The organism is Schumannella sp. GW821-FHT10F01 (assembly GCF_058809295.1).
In genome coordinates this window covers 171,908-187,967 of the sequence record NZ_JBXASM010000008.1, presented here as the reverse complement: position 1 = coordinate 187,967, position 16,060 = coordinate 171,908, and the positions used below count along the sequence as shown (strand labels likewise).

At 72.5% G+C, this 16,060-nt stretch carries 13 protein-coding genes; 10 read left to right on the top strand and 3 right to left on the bottom strand.

Going from position 1 to position 16,060, the window contains the following annotated elements; all coding sequences use genetic code 11:
- The 3 genes from AC1RSJ_RS11200 to AC1RSJ_RS11190 all read left to right on the top strand — a co-directional run.
- The coding region (locus AC1RSJ_RS11200; RefSeq protein ID WP_493118460.1) for a CoA transferase at positions 1-910 on the top strand (910 nt) is incomplete at its 5' end.
- 52 nt (positions 911-962) lie between these two features.
- Positions 963-1,838: a sugar kinase gene (locus AC1RSJ_RS11195; RefSeq protein ID WP_493118459.1), complete on the top strand. Its 876-nt coding sequence runs from the start codon at positions 963-965 to the stop codon at positions 1,836-1,838.
- Between the two features lie 40 nt (positions 1,839-1,878).
- Complete coding sequence (locus tag AC1RSJ_RS11190) at positions 1,879-2,493, top strand: bifunctional 4-hydroxy-2-oxoglutarate aldolase/2-dehydro-3-deoxy-phosphogluconate aldolase (protein ID WP_493118458.1); 615 nt, start codon at positions 1,879-1,881, stop codon at positions 2,491-2,493.
- 115 nt (positions 2,494-2,608) lie between these two features.
- Here the strand turns inward: AC1RSJ_RS11190 and gnd are convergent, their stop codons facing one another.
- Positions 2,609-4,057 (bottom strand): NADP-dependent phosphogluconate dehydrogenase, encoded by a 1,449-nt coding sequence (gnd, locus tag AC1RSJ_RS11185; protein WP_493118457.1) that lies wholly within the window; start codon positions 4,055-4,057, stop codon positions 2,609-2,611.
- Positions 4,058-4,116: 59 nt separating this feature from the next.
- On the opposite strand from gnd, the gene AC1RSJ_RS11180 reads away from it, so the two are divergent.
- Both AC1RSJ_RS11180 and AC1RSJ_RS11175 read left to right on the top strand, forming a co-directional pair.
- A complete protein-coding gene (locus tag AC1RSJ_RS11180) occupies positions 4,117-4,614 on the top strand; it encodes a gluconokinase (RefSeq protein ID WP_493118456.1) in 498 nt (165 codons plus the stop codon).
- The gene (locus tag AC1RSJ_RS11175; protein ID WP_493118455.1) at positions 4,611-5,699 is read left to right on the top strand and encodes a D-2-hydroxyacid dehydrogenase; all 1,089 of its coding nucleotides are present in this window, start codon (positions 4,611-4,613) and stop codon (positions 5,697-5,699) included. Before AC1RSJ_RS11180 ends, AC1RSJ_RS11175 begins: the two co-directional genes overlap by 4 nt.
- An 85-nt stretch (positions 5,700-5,784) precedes the next feature.
- Here the strand turns inward: AC1RSJ_RS11175 and AC1RSJ_RS11170 are convergent, their stop codons facing one another.
- Positions 5,785-8,262 (bottom strand): LamG-like jellyroll fold domain-containing protein, encoded by a 2,478-nt coding sequence (locus AC1RSJ_RS11170; protein ID WP_493118454.1) that lies wholly within the window; start codon positions 8,260-8,262, stop codon positions 5,785-5,787.
- Positions 8,263-8,504: 242 nt separating this feature from the next.
- Here AC1RSJ_RS11170 and AC1RSJ_RS11165 point away from each other — a divergent pair, with 242 nt between their 5' ends.
- The 4 genes from AC1RSJ_RS11165 to AC1RSJ_RS11150 all read left to right on the top strand — a co-directional run bounded on the left by AC1RSJ_RS11165 (position 8,505) and on the right by AC1RSJ_RS11150 (position 11,484).
- Positions 8,505-9,479 carry a hypothetical protein gene (locus AC1RSJ_RS11165; protein WP_493118453.1) on the top strand — a complete coding sequence of 325 codons (975 nt, stop codon included), beginning with the start codon at positions 8,505-8,507 and terminating at the stop codon, positions 9,477-9,479.
- A gap of 209 nt (positions 9,480-9,688) precedes the next feature.
- The gene (locus AC1RSJ_RS11160; protein WP_493118452.1) at positions 9,689-10,342 is read left to right on the top strand and encodes a 50S ribosomal protein L25/general stress protein Ctc; all 654 of its coding nucleotides are present in this window, start codon (positions 9,689-9,691) and stop codon (positions 10,340-10,342) included.
- A gap of 57 nt (positions 10,343-10,399) precedes the next feature.
- Positions 10,400-10,984 carry an aminoacyl-tRNA hydrolase gene (gene pth / locus AC1RSJ_RS11155; protein WP_493118467.1) on the top strand — a complete coding sequence of 195 codons (585 nt, stop codon included), beginning with the start codon at positions 10,400-10,402 and terminating at the stop codon, positions 10,982-10,984.
- 197 nt (positions 10,985-11,181) lie between these two features.
- Positions 11,182-11,484 (top strand): hypothetical protein, encoded by a 303-nt coding sequence (locus AC1RSJ_RS11150; protein ID WP_493118451.1) that lies wholly within the window; start codon positions 11,182-11,184, stop codon positions 11,482-11,484.
- Positions 11,485-11,511: 27 nt separating this feature from the next.
- Here AC1RSJ_RS11150 and AC1RSJ_RS11145 read toward each other — a convergent pair whose 3' ends face one another.
- A complete protein-coding gene (locus AC1RSJ_RS11145) occupies positions 11,512-12,225 on the bottom strand; it encodes a hypothetical protein (protein WP_493118450.1) in 714 nt (237 codons plus the stop codon).
- Positions 12,226-12,368: 143 nt separating this feature from the next.
- Between AC1RSJ_RS11145 and mfd the strand changes: the two genes are divergently transcribed.
- The gene (mfd, locus tag AC1RSJ_RS11140) at positions 12,369-15,980 is read left to right on the top strand and encodes a transcription-repair coupling factor (protein WP_493118449.1); all 3,612 of its coding nucleotides are present in this window, start codon (positions 12,369-12,371) and stop codon (positions 15,978-15,980) included.
- Positions 15,981-16,060 lie beyond the last annotated feature (80 nt).

Genomic DNA, 16,060 nt, shown 5'->3' with positions numbered 1-16,060 from the left:
CCGCACGGCCGCGGCGTGGGCGCGGCATCCGCAGGGCGTCGCCGTGGCGGCCGAGCCGCTCGTCGCGCTCGAGCGGTCGGGCGCCGACGACGGCCGCACCGGCTGGTCGCCGCGTCCCGGGCGTCCGCTCGCCGGCGTCCGGGTGCTCGACCTGACGCGCGTGCTCGCCGGGCCGACCGCGACCCAGCTGCTCGCCGGGCTCGGCGCCGACGTGCTCCGCATCGATCCGCCGGACTGGGACGAGCCGGGCGTGCTGCCCCTGGTCACCTGGGGCAAGCGCCGCGCCCGCCTCGACCTGCGCGCCGACGAGGGGATGCGCGCACTGCGCGCGCTGCTGGCCGACGCGGATGTGCTGGTGCACGGCTACCGTGCCGATGTGCTCGACCGCCTCGGGCTCGGGCCCGCCGAGCGGCAGTCGGTCCGTCCCGGGCTCGTCGACGTCGCCCTCGACGCCTACGGCTGGACCGGTCCGTGGTCGACGCGACGCGGCTTCGACAGCCTCGTGCAGCTGTCGACCGGGATCGCGGACACCGGGATGCGGGCGGCCGGCGCCGAGCGTCCGGTCGCCCTGCCCGTGCAGGCGCTCGACCTCGCGACCGGCTACCTGCTCGCGGCCGGAGCCCTCGCCGGGCTCGCGGATCGGCGGCGCTCGGGCACGGGCTCGCGGCGACGCACCTCGCTGGCGCGGATGGCGGCGCTGCTCGAGCGGACCCGGTCGGACGTCGACGCCGCCCGCCTCGCACGAGCGCCCCTGGCGGCGGCGCCCGAGGTCGCCCGCCGGCGCGTCGCCACCGGCTGGGGCGACGTCGACCGGGCCGATCCGCCGTTCACCGCCGACGGCCTCGAGCTCGCCTGGAGCCTCCCCGCGGGCCCGCTCGGCTCCGACGCCCCCGCCTGGCCCGCCCACTGATCCGACGGCCCGCTCGCCGAGCCCGCTCCCGCTCCGTGCCAGGATGGACGGGATGGGACCGGTGCTGACCCTGGGCGAGACGATGGTGCTCGTCACGCCCGCGACCCCGCTGCCGCTGCAGGCGGCGCAGGACTTCCGCCTCGAGATCGGCGGCGCCGAGTCGAACGTCGCGAGTCACCTCGTGCGGCTGGGGCATCCGGCCGCCTGGGCGAGCGCGGTCGGCGACGACGCCCTCGGGCGCCGGCTGCTCGCCGCCCTCGCCGAGCGCGGCGTGGACACCGGACTGGTGCGCGTCGATCCGGATGCGCCGACCGGCGTCTACTTCAAGGACCCGTCGCCGGAGGGCACGCGGGTGCTCTACTACCGGCGCGGTTCGGCGGCGTCGCGGCTCGGGCCGGACTACGCCGAGGCCCTGCCGCTCGACTCGGCGACGCTCGTGCACCTCAGCGGCATCACGGCCGCGCTGTCGGAGAGCTGCGACGCGCTCCTCGACGCGGTGATCGACCGGCGTCGCGCGCTCGGCGCGCCCGTCAGCTTCGACGTGAACTACCGCCCCGCGCTCTGGCCGAGCCCCGAGGCCGCGGCCGTCCGGCTGCTCGCCCTCGCCCGCCGCGCCACGACCGTGTTCGTCGGCCGCGACGAGGCGGAGGTGCTCTGGGGCGAGGCGACCGCGTCCGGCATCCGCGCCCTGCTGGATGCTCCGCGACTCGTGGTCAAGGACGGCGCCGTCGGCGCGCACCGCTTCGACGGCCCGCACGAGCACTTCGTGCCCGCGCACCGCGTCGACGTGGTCGAGCCGGTCGGCGCCGGGGACGCGTTCGCGGCCGGCTACCTCGCCGGGGAGCTGGCCGGGCACGAGCCCGAGCTCGCGCTCGGCGGCGGCCACGACGCGGCCGCGCGCGTGCTGCAGACCACCGGCGACTACTGACCACGCGACCGAGCCGCACCGCGACCGAAAGGCGACCACGATGAGCTTCTCCGACGACTGGTTCGAGGAGGCGTTCGCCACCACCCAGGTGATGGCGATCCTGCGCGGCTTCGGCACCGAGCGCAGCCTCGAGGTGAGCCGCATCGCCTGGGACGCCGGCGTCACGAGCGTCGAGCTGCCGATCCAGACCGCTGCGGATGTCGAGGCGCTCCGCGCGGTCGCCGCCGAGGCGCGCGAGCGGGGCCTCACGGTCGGTGCGGGCACCGTGATCGACGTGGAGCAGGTCGCGGTGGCGAAGGAGGCCGGGGCCGCCTACACCGTGAGCCCGGGCTTCGATCCGGACGTCGTCCGCGCCTCGCTCGACGCAGGGCTGCCCACCCTGCCGGGCGTCGCATCGCCGACCGAGCTGCAGGCCGCGCGGCGGCTCGGGCTCGGCTGGTACAAGGCGTTCCCGGCCGCGCAGCTCGCGCCGGAGTGGATTCCCGCGATGCACGGCCCGTTCCCCGACGCGGTGTTCGTCGTCACCGGCGGCATCACGGTCGAGAACGCGGCGGCGTTCCTCGACGCGGGCGCGCGGGTGGTGTCGCTCGGCTCGGCCCTGGCGAAGCCCGAGCAGCTGGAGCGGCTGACGCCGCTCGTCGCCCGGCGGGGCTGAACCACACCGCTGGCTGAGGAGCGCCGTCTGCGACGCCTCTCGAAGGCTCACGCGTGCAGGCACGAGGCTTCGAGACGGCGCTGGCGCGCCTCCTCAGCCGGCGGAGTCGAGAGGCTCAGCTCTCCTGGATCTCGCTGCGGTCACCCGACCACAGCGTGTGGAACACGCCGTCCTTGTCGACCCGCTTGTAGGTGTGCGCGCCGAAGAAGTCGCGCTGACCCTGGATGAGCGCGGCCGGCAGGCGGTCGGCGCGCAGTCCGTCGTAGTACGCGAGCGACGACGAGAACGCCGGCGAGGGGATGCCGGCCTGCGTCGCCGTGATGACGACGCGGCGCCAGGCCTCCTGCGCGTTCGAGACCGCCTCGGTGAAGAACGGCGCGAGCACGAGCGCGACGAGGTCGGGCTGGTCGGCGTAGGCCTCGGTGATGCGGTTGAGGAAGCGCGCGCGGATGATGCAGCCGGCCCGCCAGATCTTCGCGACCTCGCCCTTGTCGATCGCCCAGCCGTACTCGGCGGCGCCGGCGATGATCTCGTCGAAGCCCTGCGAGTAGGCGATGATCTTCGACGCGTAGAGCGCCTGCCGCACGTCGGCGATGAACGCGTCCGGGTCGTCGACGGTCCACGACTCGGCCGGGCCGGGCAGGTCGGACGCGGCGGCGCGCTGCGCCGGCTTCGACGACAGCGAGCGGGCGAAGGTGGCCTCCGCGATGCCGGACACCGGGATGCCGAGGTCGAGCGCGGTCTGCACGGTCCAGGCGCCGGTGCCCTTGGCGCCGGCCTGGTCGAGGATGACGTCGACGAGGGGCTTGCCGGTCTCGGCATCCGTCTGGCGCAGCACCTCGGCGGTGATCTCGATGAGGTAGCTCTCGAGCTCGCCGGCGTTCCACTCGGTGAAGATGTCGGCGATCTCGGACGGGCTCTTGCCGGTGCCGCGGCGGATGAGGTCGTAGGCCTCGGCGATGAGCTGCATGTCGACGTACTCGATGCCGTTGTGGATCATCTTGACGAAGTGACCGGCGCCGTCGTGGCCGATGTGGGTGACGCAGGGCTCGCCGTCGTCGGCCTTGGCCGCGATGGAGCGGAAGATCGGGCCGAGGGTCTCCCACGACTCGTCCGAGCCGCCGGGCATGATCGACGGGCCGTTGAGCGCGCCCTCCTCGCCGCCGGAGATGCCGGTGCCGACGAAGTGGATGCCGGTCTCCTTCACGCGCGCCTCGCGGGCGATGGTGTCGGTGAACTTCGCGTTGCCGCCGTCGACGATGATGTCGCCGGGCTCGAAGACCTTCGTCAGCTCGTCGATGACGGCGTCGGTGCCCTTGCCGGCCTGCACCATGATGATCGCGGTGCGCGGGGCCGTCAGCGAGGCCGCGAACTCCTCGTAGGTCTTCGCGGCGTGGAAGCCGGCCTCGGGATGCTCGGAGACGAGCGTCTCGGTCTTCTCCCACGTGCGGTTGAACACCGCCACCGTGTTGCCCTCGCGGCTGGCGAGGTTGCGGGCCAGATTCGAGCCCATCACCGCCAGACCCACGACTCCGATGTTGGCCTTGTCGTTCGTGTCCGTCACGGGTCCAGGCTAGTGGCAACACGGCGGAGCGGATCGGCTCGCCCGGTAGCGTGGGAGCCATGTCCCAGGCTGGTCCGATCGTCATCATGGGCGTGTCCGGCGCCGGCAAATCCGCCATCGCGTCGGCCCTCGCCGCGCGGATCGGCGTCGCGTACATCGACGCCGACGACCTGCACCCTGCGGAGAACAAGGCGAAGATGGCGGCCGGGCATCCGCTCGTCGACGAGGACCGCTGGCCCTGGCTCGACCGGGTCGCCGAGGTCGCGCGCGAGGCAGGGCCGTGCGTGGTCGCGTGCTCGGCGCTGCGCCGGGTCTACCGCGACCGGCTCGAGGCGGGCATCCCCGGCGTCCGCTTCGCCGAGCTCGTGGTGTCGCGCCCCGAGCTGCAGCGCCGGCTCGCCCAGCGCCATCACGAGTTCATGTCGCCGACTCTGCTCGACTCGCAGCTCGCGACGCTCGAGCCCCTGCAGGATGACGAACCGGGCGTCCGCATCGACGCCGACCCGAGAGAGGACGCCGTGGTGAGCACGATCGTGACCCGGATGGAGCTCGGATGACCACCGCCGACCCGACCTCGACGGGTGCTGGCGTGACCGGCGCCCCCGGCGCGGACCGCCTGCGCGTCGCCGTCGCCACCCCGTTCCGCGCGGAGCTGATCGACCTGCTGCGGGAGCGCGAGCCGCGGCTCGACATCGACTTCCGGCCGGAGCTGATGGCGCCGGCCTCCGACGACTGGATGGCGGGCTGGACCCGCCCCGACGAGCTGCAGGCGGAGTACGCCGCCTACGTGCAGGGTGCGGAGGCGCTGCTCGGCGTGCCCGACCAGTCCGGCACGGCCCTCGCTCGCACGATCGCGGCGAATCCCGGTCTCCGCTGGGTGCACACGATCCCGGCGGGCGGCGGCGCGCAGGTCCGCTCGGCGCGGCTGCCGCAGGACGATCTCGAGCGGGTGCTGTTCACGACCTCCGCCGGGGTGCACGCGCAGCCGCTGTCGGAGTTCGCGCTGTTCGGCGTGCTCGCCGGCATCAAGCAGCTCGGGCGCCTCCGCATCGCGCAGATCCGCCATGAGTGGGCGAGCCGGCAGACCATGGGCTCGATCACCGAGACGACCGTCGCCGTCGTCGGGCTCGGCGGCATCGGGCGCCGCACGGCCGCGCTGCTGTCCGGCCTCGGCATGACCGTCATCGGCGTGCACCGCCACGAGGTCGACGCCCCGGGCGTCAGCCGCATCGAGCCGGTGGAGCGCCTCGGCGCCGTGCTCGCCGAGAGCGACGCCGTGGTGCTCGCGCTGCCCGATACGGAGCAGACGCGGGGGATGCTGTCGGCCGAGGTGCTCGCCCAGGCCCGGCCCGGCATCGCCGTGGTCAACGTCGGGCGGGGATCGACGGTCGACGAGCCGGCGCTCATCGCGGCGCTGCGCGACGGACGCGTGGGCTCGGCCGCCCTCGACGTCACCGCCGTCGAGCCGCTGCCCTCCGACAGCCCGCTCTGGGACTTCCCGAACGTCGTGATCGCTCCGCACACCGCGGCGATCAGCAGCCACGAGCCGCGCCGGATCGTCGAACTCTTCGCCGAGAACGCCCGCCGGCTGCTCGACGGCGAGGAGCTGCTGAACCGGGTGAACATCCGCGAGTTCTACTGAGCGTCCCGGATCCCTGAATCCGAGCGTCCCGGATCCCCGAGCCTGTCGAAGGGTCCTTCGACAGGCTCAGGAGCCCGATGGAGTCCTACCCGCCCGACGTGTACAGCGCCGCCACCTCGCTCGCGCTGAGCGCCCGGTCGAACACCTTCACCGTGTCGACCGCCCCGTCGAGGTAGTCGACCGGCTTCGAGTCGAACCGGCCGCGTCCCAGCTGCAGCGGGCCCGTGGCCTTCTCGCCGTTGCCGAGCACCGAGATCGAACCGGCAGCGACGCCGTCGACGTAGATCGTCAGCGACGACGTCGTGATGTCGCGCACCCCGACGAGCGAGTACCAGCGTCCGGGCTCGACCGTCAGGTCCTTCGCCAGCGCGCGGGCGTTGACCCACGAGAACGCGAGCCGCTTGTCCGCTCCCGAGTACTGCAGGAAGAACGCGCTGGCGGCGTCGCCGTCCTCGCTGACGACGGTCTGGAATCCGTCGCCGACCTGATCGAACCGCACCCGCGCCGCGACGGAGTAGTTGCGGTCGGTCGTGGTCAGCATGGTGCCCGTGCTCGCCGCGTACTGGGTCGAGCCGTCGAGCTGCAGCGCCGTGCCGCTCACGCCCTCCACCCACTGCGGACCGCCGGACACGGTGAGCGGATGCCCGCCGACCGAGTCCGCCGCGGTCGTGCCCGAGCCCTCGTCGAGGTTCCAGGCCCCGATGCCGGCGAGTCCCGGCGTGCCGGCCGGGGGCGTCGGCGGCGCCTTCTGCCCCGCGCTGATCACGGCGGTGTTGATCGCCTTGACGCGGGCCTCGTTCACCTTCTCGACCTTGCGGTCGTAGGTGAAGAGGCCGTTCTGCTCGCCCTCGACGTCGGTGATCTGGGTGTAGATCGAGCCCGAGAGCCCGTAGGGGGCGCCCTGGTCGCGGAGCACCGCGGTGTTCGCGACGTAGCCGTCGTTGAGCGCCTTCTTGTCCGCGACCGACCCGTACGGGTTGATCGGGGCGCCGGGCCAGGTGTGGTTCGCGATCGGCAGGGTGAGGCCGCCGTGCTCGCCGTCGATCGACGCGCGGGTGGCATCCGGAGCCGGCAGCGCCGGTCCCTGGTACATGTGCCAGTCGATGATGTCGCCGCCGCCCGGGTCGCCGGGGGTGTCGCAGCAGTTCGCGCCGCTGCGGGCGTTGACGAGCCGGGTCGGATCCTGGGTCTTCACCTGGGTCGCGAGCTCGTTCGCCGCGTCGACCGACCACTGGCCCCAGCCCTCGTTGAACGGGATCCAGCCGATGATCGACGTCGAGTTCTTCAGCTGGTCGACCATCCGCGTCGTCTCGGCCTTGAAGTTCGTCTTCTCGGCCGTGGTGAGTGCGGCGTTGCGGCCCGTCGGCAGGGCTGGGGAGTCCTGCCAGACCATGAGCCCGAGCTTGTCGGCCCAGTAGTACCAGCGCGCCGGCTCGACCTTGATGTGCTTGCGGATGGTGTTGAAGCCGAGGTCCTTCGTCTTCTGGATGTCGAACTTCAGCGCCGCGTCGGTCGGCGCCGTGGAGATGCCGTCCGGCCAGTAGCCCTGGTCGAGCGTGCCCAGCAGGAACGTCGCCTGGTGGTTCAGCGTGATCCGCTGCTTGCCCCCGACGTTCTCGACGCCGATCTCGCGGAGTCCCGCGTAGCTCTCGGCGGTGTCGGCCTTGCCCGACTGCCCGCTGAGCTTGGCCTTGAACGTGTAGAGGTGCGGGTCGGCCGGCGACCAGAGGTGCGCATTCGGCACCGTGATGCTGAGCGGCGCCCCCGCGGCGGCCGAGCCGGCGGCGACCTTCGTCGCGCCGTCGAACACGTCGACCTTCAGCGTGCCGCCCGCGGTGTCGCCCCGGTAGCCGGCGCTGATCTCGAAGGACGCGGTGTCGACATCCGGCGTCGCGGTGAACGACGCGATGCTCGCGGCCGGTACCGGCTCCATCCAGACCGTCTGCCAGATGCCGGAGTAGGCCGTGTAGAAGATGCCGCTCGGATCGAGCCGCTGCTTGCCGACCGGGATGTTCGCCCCGTCGACGGGCGAGTGCACCGCGACGACGACCTCCTGCGATCCGGACTTCTTCAGCGCGCTCGTGATGTCCGCGCTGAACGCGTCGTAGCCGCCGAGGTGGCGGGCGACCTGCGTGCCGTTGACGTAGACGGTCGCGTCGTAGTTCACGGCGCCGAAGTTCAGCAGCACGTGCTGCCCGCCGGTGCGGTACCCGGCCGGCACGTCGACGGTCCGGCGGTAGAGCATGTAGTCGGAGTGCTGCTGCACCCCGGAGAGCACCGACTCGGCGGGATACGGCACGAGGATCTTCGAGCTCAGGTCCTTGCCGAACGCGATCGCGCTGTGGCCGTCCGCGGGCTGGTACTGCCACAGGCCGTTGAGGTTCGTCCACGTCGGCGCGGCGGCGTTCGGTCGCGCCAGCTGCGGACGGGGGTAGTCGGGCAGCGCGTTGTCGGGCCCGACCGAGCTCGTCCAGTCGGTGGCGAGGGGCGGGGTGAGGCCGCTCCAGGTCTTCGTCGCGGCATCGGCCGCGACGGCGGGGAGCGCGGCGAGCCCGATCGCCACTCCCGCCGTAATCAGCGCGGCACTCCACCGCGACCCGGTCCTGCGTCGGAACGGCATGTCGACCAACTCCCTCGTTGTCTGCCGCGGAACCTCGTCGTCCGCACGGCGTCGCCGGGACGATCGTCGCAAAAACCTGTCCGAAAGTCCACGGTGGGAGCGGATGCCGTGCCTGAGCCCGGCCGTCCGGGCCAGTCTGGCAGGTCTGCCCCCCGAACGGGGGTCGAGGGTCTACCGTGAGCGCCATGCGCCGAACGATCACCCTGCTCGTCGCCCTGGTCGTCTGGGCGGGCGGCCACGCCCTGCTCTTCTGGTCCGGCACGGCGCTGATGCGGTCGCTCTCCTCGACGTCGAGCGCGGCCGCCCTGTCGTTCCCGCCGCTCGCGCTGATCGGCACTCTGCTGATCGGACTCGCCGCGCTGACCTCCGCCTGGTCGTCGCTGGGGCCGATCCTCCTCGGGGTTCTGCAGATCGCGGCGGGCGCGGTCGCGCTCGTCGTGCCGCCGGGAGGGCTCGACTCCCGCACGGTCGTCGGCGAAGCGCTCGTCGGGCTCGCGCGCCTCGGCGACATCGGATCGGGCGCCGCCCTCTGGCTGGCCGCCGGCGGCTGCCTGGTCGAGGGCGCCGTGCTCTTCGTGCTCGGCATCACGGCGTCGCGCCGCCGCCGCGGACTCGTGATCGAGCATCCGGCGATCGCCCGGATCGTCGCGCTCGTCGTGACGCTGCTCGGCCTGCTGCCGGGCGCGCTGCTCGCGCTGCACGGGGCGTTCCTCGAGCAGACCGCCGTCTACTCGCGCGCACAGGGACCGTCGCCGCTCGGCCTCGCCCTGCTCGGTGCCGGCCTGTTCGTGCTGGTGCTGCTCGCCGTCGGCACGCGCTGGTCGGGGCTCGGCGCGATCGTCGCCGGCGCGCTGCTGTTCCTCGCGACGGCCGCAGCGGGGCTCATCCCCGCACTGCTGCCGGCCTCCGCACGACTCTCAGGCGACTACTTCGACTGGCGGAGCGGACTGGTCGGCCTGCCCCGCGACGTGCAGCAGTCGGTGGCGCAGGGCGTCGCGCTCGGGACGCTCACCGTGCTCGCGGCGCTGTTCCTGTTCGGCGGGATCGCCTCCGCGATCGCCGGCCGCAGCGCCCGTCGCCTGCACCGCTCGAACTACATCGAGCCCGGCACCGGAGAGCTCGAGCAGCAGGACTCGCCGTTCGGGATCTTCACGCCCTGAGCCGGCAGCGCTCCGGTCCGACCGGTTCGCCCACCCCGGTCCGTCCGCTAGACTCTCGGCGAACCTCGGCGAGGGGGCTGCTCCGGCGGCCCCGTGATCGACGCGGCGAGTACGGCCCCACATAAGCGGTCTCCTCACGCTGCTCGCGTTCGAGTTGAGAACACCACCCGGGCCGCCGGGCCCCCTGAGACTGAAGAGGACTCGTCACCATGGCTGACAACAACACCGTCGCCGCGGAGCTCCGCTCCGAGTTCGGCAAGGGCGCGGCCCGCCGCATCCGCGCCGTCAACAAGATCCCCGCCGTGCTCTACGGCCACGGCACCGACCCGCAGCACCTGACCCTCCCGGGTCACGAAGTGATGCTGATCATCCGCAAGGCGAACGCGATCCTCGACCTCCAGATCGAGGGCAAGAGCCAGCTGGCCCTCGTCAAGGACGTCCAGAAGGACCCGGTGCACCAGATCATCGAGCACCTCGACCTGATCATCGTCCGCGCGGGCGAGAAGGTCACCGTCGACGTGCCCGTGCATGTCGAGGGCGAGTCGGCCCCCGGCACGATCGTCGCGCTCGACCAGACCACGCTGTCGGTCGAGGTCGAGGCGACCCACATCCCGGAGCGCTTCGTCGTCGAGGTCGAGGGCCTCGAGGAGGGCACCCACATCACCGCCGCCGAGGTGAAGCTGCCGTCCGGTGCGACCCTGCTCACCGACCCGGAGACGCTCGTCGTGGCGATCAACGTGCCGGCCGTCGTCGACCTGCCGGAGCCCGGCGAGGGCGAGGACGCCGAGGGCGAGACGGCCGAGGGCGACGAGGCCGAGGGCGAGTCCTCGGACGACGCCGCGGAGTCCTCCGACTCCGAGTAAGCGCTCCTCCCAGGACCGCAGCGCCCCAGAACCGAACCACTCAAGACAGGCCTGCTCATCGCCGATGCGACGCTCGTGGTCGGGCTCGGGAACCCCGGGCCCGGCTACGCGTCCCATCGGCACAACGTCGGGCAGATGGTGCTCGACGAGCTGGCCTCGCGCATCGGCGCGCGCTTCGGATCGTCGAAGGCTCACGCCCTCGTCGCCGAAGGGCGCGCCGTGCCGGGCGGCCCGAAGCTCGTGCTGGCGAAGCCGCTGAGCTTCATGAACAACTCGGGCGGCCCGGTGTCGCAGCTGCTCAAGTACTACTCGCTCGACGCCGCCGGCCTGGTCGTCATCCACGACGAGCTCGACATCCCGTTCGACACCCTGAAGCTGAAGATCGGCGGCGGGCACGGCGGCCACAACGGCCTCCGCGACATCCAGTCCGCGATCGGCACTCCCGACTTCGCCCGCGTGCGGGTCGGCATCGGACGCCCGCCCGGCCGCCAGGACGCCGCGGACTTCGTGCTCAAGCCCTTCAGCTCCACGGAACGCCAGACGCTGCCGAACCTGCTCTCGGATGCCGCCGATGCCACCGAGCTGCTGATCGCCGAGGGCCTCCTCGCCGCGCAGCAGCGCTGGCACGCGCCGCGCGACTGATCCACCCGGACGCACCAGTCCGCGGGGTCCGCCCGTCCGGCACGGTCCCGTCCGGCTCGGTCAGGACACAGCGGTGAAGTCCGCTCCCGCTTCCGGGTGCTCCCTGACCCGCTCCTCCGCTCGCTCTGCCACGATGGCCTCGCCCGACCCTCCCGGGTGCGTCGCCCGTCATCGCCGGCCCCACCTGCGGAGTCCTCATGCGCATCAGTCGCGCCGTCACGGCGCTCACGGCGCTGTTCGCCGTCGCGGCCACCGGATACGGGCTCGCGACGCTGCCCGTCGCCTCGGACCGGCCGTCCGGCGTCCCCGCCGCCACATCCCGACCTCCGTCCCGAGCCGTCGCGTCCTCGGCGGATGCCGTCCCGTCGCCCGGATCCAGCTCGGACGACGTGCCCATCGCCCTGCTCGGATTCGGCCTGCTCGGCACCGGGGTGCTGGCGCTCGTGATCGCCCGTCCACGGCGGACGGGCGCCACCGGCACGGATGACCCTGCCGACTGATCCGTCGTCTGCGTGCCGCTCAGCGGATCAGCGCAGCCGCCGGTCCCGCGCGAGCTCGACCACGATCCCGCGGGTATCGCCGGGATCGGCGGCGTCGTACCAGAGCCGGGTCTCCTGGCCCTCGGTGATCGGCTCGGCGGCGTCGATCACCATGCTCTTCTGCACCCAGCGCTGCACGCCCTGCAGATCCCGGAACGTGAAGGTGACGGTCGTCAGGATGCGCGAGCTCTCCCGGAAGACGTCGTATCCGCGGTCGCTCACGGTCGCCGTGGTGAGGATGCCGGTCCGCTCGGTCTCGAGGTCGCGCAGAGCCTGACGCCGGCGTGCCGCACCCGCGGCGATGCCCACTCCGAGCAGGAGCACCCCGAGCGCGATCAGGGCCGCGGCGATGATCGTGGCCGGTACGGGCGTGCCGCCCTGACCGGCGGCGACGAGCGTTCCGCATCCGCTGCCGACGAGGGTCGCCGCACCGCCGTAGCCGAGGCCGACGTCGCTGCGCCGCAGGACGGTCCAGCTCCATCCGATCCCGGCGAGCACGGTCAGCGGCAGCCCGCTCACGACGCCGACGATGGCGAGCAGCGGCGGGTCGCCGACGTCCGACGAGAGCGACAGCTGCGTCCAGCCGAAGCCCATCGCGACCCCGCCGACCAGCAGCAGGAGCAGCAGCAGCGCGACCCGGACCGTGCTCGGACGCCGTGCCGCCCGCTGCGTGCGGGCGAGGGTCGGGTCGACGGTGCTCATGCTGCGATCCAACCAGATACTGACGGATGCTCGCCGACGCGGGCCGATCCGAGGCGGACCGATCGGACGCGGATCCATCCCAGCCGATCCCATCCCGCCGCAACCCCCAGCCCCCGTCGTACCCCGCGCCTACACTGGAACCGATGGGACTTCAGTCGATGATTCCGGGGCTCGCGCGCGCCCGCGTGCTGTCCGATGCCCTCCCGTACGCACGTGGCGACGCGGATTTCTCGCTGGTGGACGGCCTCCGCGTGCCGCTGATCGGCGCGCTCCTCGAGCAGCGTCGCGCCGACGGACAGACGCCCGCACTGCTCGCCGTGACGGCGACGAGCCGCGAGTCGGACGCCCTCCGCCAGTCCCTCGCGACCTGGCTGCCGGAGACGCAGGTGCTGCCGTTCCCGGCCTGGGAGACGCTGCCGCACGAGCGCCTGAGCCCGAGCGCGGAGACCGTCGGCACCCGCCTCCGGAGCCTCCGCGCGCTCGGGAGCTGGGATGGCGAGCGCCCGATGATCCTCGTCGCGAGCGTGCGTGCCGCGCTGCAGCCGCTCGCGCCCGGTCTCGCGGAGATCGAGACGATCCGGCTCGAGATCGGCAGCCGCGGCAACGACCTCTCCGGGCTCGCCGTCCGGCTGGTGGAACTGGCATATGCCCGCGTCGACATGGTCACGCGTCGCGGAGAGTTCGCCGTGCGCGGCGGCATCCTCGACGTGTTCCCGCCCGATGCCGAGCACCCGGTGCGCGTCGAGCTGTTCGGCGACGAGGTCGACCAGCTGCGCCAGTTCTCGGTGGCCGATCAGCGCAGCCTGCCCGGCGAGGTGGGGCTCGTCGAGCTGCCGCCGAGCCGCGAGCTGCTGCTGACCGAGAGCGTGCGGCAGCGCGCCCGCGAGCTCGAGCACGAGTTCCCGACGCTCGCGCCGATGCTCGCGAAGGTGGGGGAGGGCATCCCCGCGGAGGGGATGGAGGCGCTCGCGCCGGTCCTGCTCGACGGCCTCGTGCCGCTCACCGACTACCTGCCGGAGGGAGCCGCGGTCGCGCTGCTCAGCCCCGAGCGGATCGCGAGCCGCGCGATCGACCTCGTCGAGACGGACCGCGAGTTCCTCGAGGCGGCGTGGAGCGCGGCGACCGCCGGCGCCGAGGCGCCGATCGACCTGAGCCAGGCGTTCCGCGACGACCTCGCGACCGGATCGTTCCTCACCGTGAGCACGCTGCGGGAAGCCGCCGCCGGCCGCGCCTGGTGGACGCTGAGCCCCTTCGACGCGAACGACGACGAGGTCGTCCGGATCGAGGCCGATGCCGTGCCCAGCTTCGCCGGCACGCCGAACGGCGCCGTCGATCACGTCGCGGCGCTGCTCGCCGACGGCTGGCGCGTGGCGGTCGTCGCGGGCGGCCAGGGGCTGCTCGAGCGTGCCGCGGACGTGCTGTCGGAGCGGACCGCCGCCGCGCGGATCCTCGAAGATGCCGATCGCGACATGGAGGCGGGCGTCGCGCAGCTCGTGCGCGGCTCGATCGACGCCGGCTTCCAGCTGCCGGACGCGTTCGGCGACGGCGCGGGGCTCTCGGTGCTCAGCGAGGCCGAGTTCTACGGCCGCGCCGCCGGCATCGACTCGCGCCAGGTGAAGAAGCTGGCGAGCCGGCGCAAGGCGGTCGTTGATCCGCTGCAGTTGAAGAAGGGCGACTTCGTCGTGCACCAGACGCACGGCATCGGCCGCTTCGTGGAGCTCATCCAGCGCGAGGTCGCGAGCGGCCAGCGGTCGCCCCGCGGTCCGCTCGGCACGAGCGTCACCAACACCAAGGTGACCCGCGAGTACCTCGTGATCGAGTACGCGCCGTCGAAGCGCGGCCACGCCGGCGACCGCCTCAGCGTGCCGACCGACCAGCTCGACCAGCTGACGCGCTACGTCGGCGGCGAGGCGCCGGCGCTGTCGAAGATGGGCGGCTCCGACTGGGCGTCCGCGAAGGGCAAGGCCCGCAAGGCCGTCCGCGACATCGCCGTCGAGCTCGTGAAGCTCTACTCGGCGCGCATGGCCTCGAAGGGGCACGCGTTCGCGCCGGACACGCCGTGGCAGCGCGAGCTCGAGGAGGCGTTCCCCTTCGTCGAGACGCAGGATCAGCTGCAGACCATCGACGAGGTCAAGGCCGACATGGAGCGCAGCATCCCCATGGACCGCCTCATCTCGGGCGACGTCGGCTACGGCAAGACCGAGATCGCCGTCCGCGCCGCGTTCAAGGCCGTGCAGGACGGCAAGCAGGTCGCGATGCTCGTGCCGACCACTCTGCTCGTGCGGCAGCACATGGAGACCTTCAACGAGCGCTTCGCGGGCTTCCCGATCCACCTGCGCGCACTGAGCCGGTTCCAGAGCGACAAGGAGTCGAAGGACACCGTCGACAAGCTGGCCCGCGGCGAAGTGGATGTCGTGATCGGCACGCACCGGATCCTGTCCGACGGCATCCGCTTCAAGGACCTCGGGCTCGTCATCATCGACGAGGAGCAGCGGTTCGGCGTCGAGCACAAGGACCAGCTGAAGAAGCTGAAGACGAACGTCGATGTGCTCGCCATGAGCGCGACGCCGATCCCGCGAACGCTCGAGATGGCCGTCACCGGCATCCGCGAGATGTCGACGCTGGCGACGCCGCCGGAGGACCGGCATCCGATCCTCACCTACGTCGGCGCCTACAGCGACCGGCAGGTGGGTGCGGCGATCCGCCGCGAGCTGCTGCGCGAGGGCCAGGTGTTCTACGTGCACAACCGCGTGAAGGACATCACCGGTGTTGCCTCGAGAGTCGCCGAGCTGGTGCCGGAGGCGCGCGTGGGCGTCGCGCACGGCCAGATGAGCGAGAGCCAGCTCGAGCAGGTGATCGTCGACTTCTGGGAGCGCAAGTACGACGTGCTCGTGACCACGACCATCATCGAGACCGGCATCGACATCGCGAACGCGAACACGCTCATCATCGACAAGGCCGACAAGTACGGGCTCTCGCAGCTGCACCAGATCCGCGGACGCGTGGGCCGCGGACGCGAGCGCGCCTACGCCTACTTCCTCTACGACGAGACGAAGCCGCTCACCGAGCTCGCGCAGGACCGCCTGGAGACGATCGCGGCGAACAACGAGCTCGGCGGCGGCATGCAGATCGCGCTGAAGGACCTCGAGATCCGCGGCGCCGGCAACCTGCTCGGCGGCGAGCAGTCCGGGCACATCGCCGGCGTCGGCTTCGACCTCTATCTGCGGATGATCGGCGAGGCCGTCGCGACGTTCCGCGGCGACGTGGCGGAGGGGCAGACCGAGCTACGGCTGGAGCTGCCCGTCGACGCGCACATCCCCGAGGACTACATCGAGAGCGAGCGCCTGCGGCTCGAGGCGTACCAGAAGCTGTCGACCGCATCGGCGCCCGGATCACCGGACGCCTCGCTCGACACCGTCGTGGAGGAGCTGATCGACCGCTACGGCGAGCTGCCGCCGGTGGTGGCGACGCTCGTGTCGGTGTCGCGACTGCGTCGTCAGGCCATCAAGGCCGGGCTCTCGGAGGTCGTGGCGATGGGCGGCAACCTCCGCGTCGCGCCCGCCTCGCTGCCGGACTCGCTGCAGGTGCGCCTCCAGCGGATGTACCCCGGCGCACGCCTGTTCGCGCAGACGTCGAGCGCGTCCGTGCCGATGCCGGCCGGGGTGGCGGACGGCGATCTGGTCGCGTGGGTCGAGGGCCTGCTGCAGGCGGTCTGGCCGGCGAAGGAGCCGGAGGAGGCGCCCGCCGCGGGCTAGCCGCTTCCGGATGGCCGAGCAGGCGCAAGCGACTCCCTTCCGGATGGCTGAGCAGGCGCGCCAGCGCCGTGTCGAAGCCT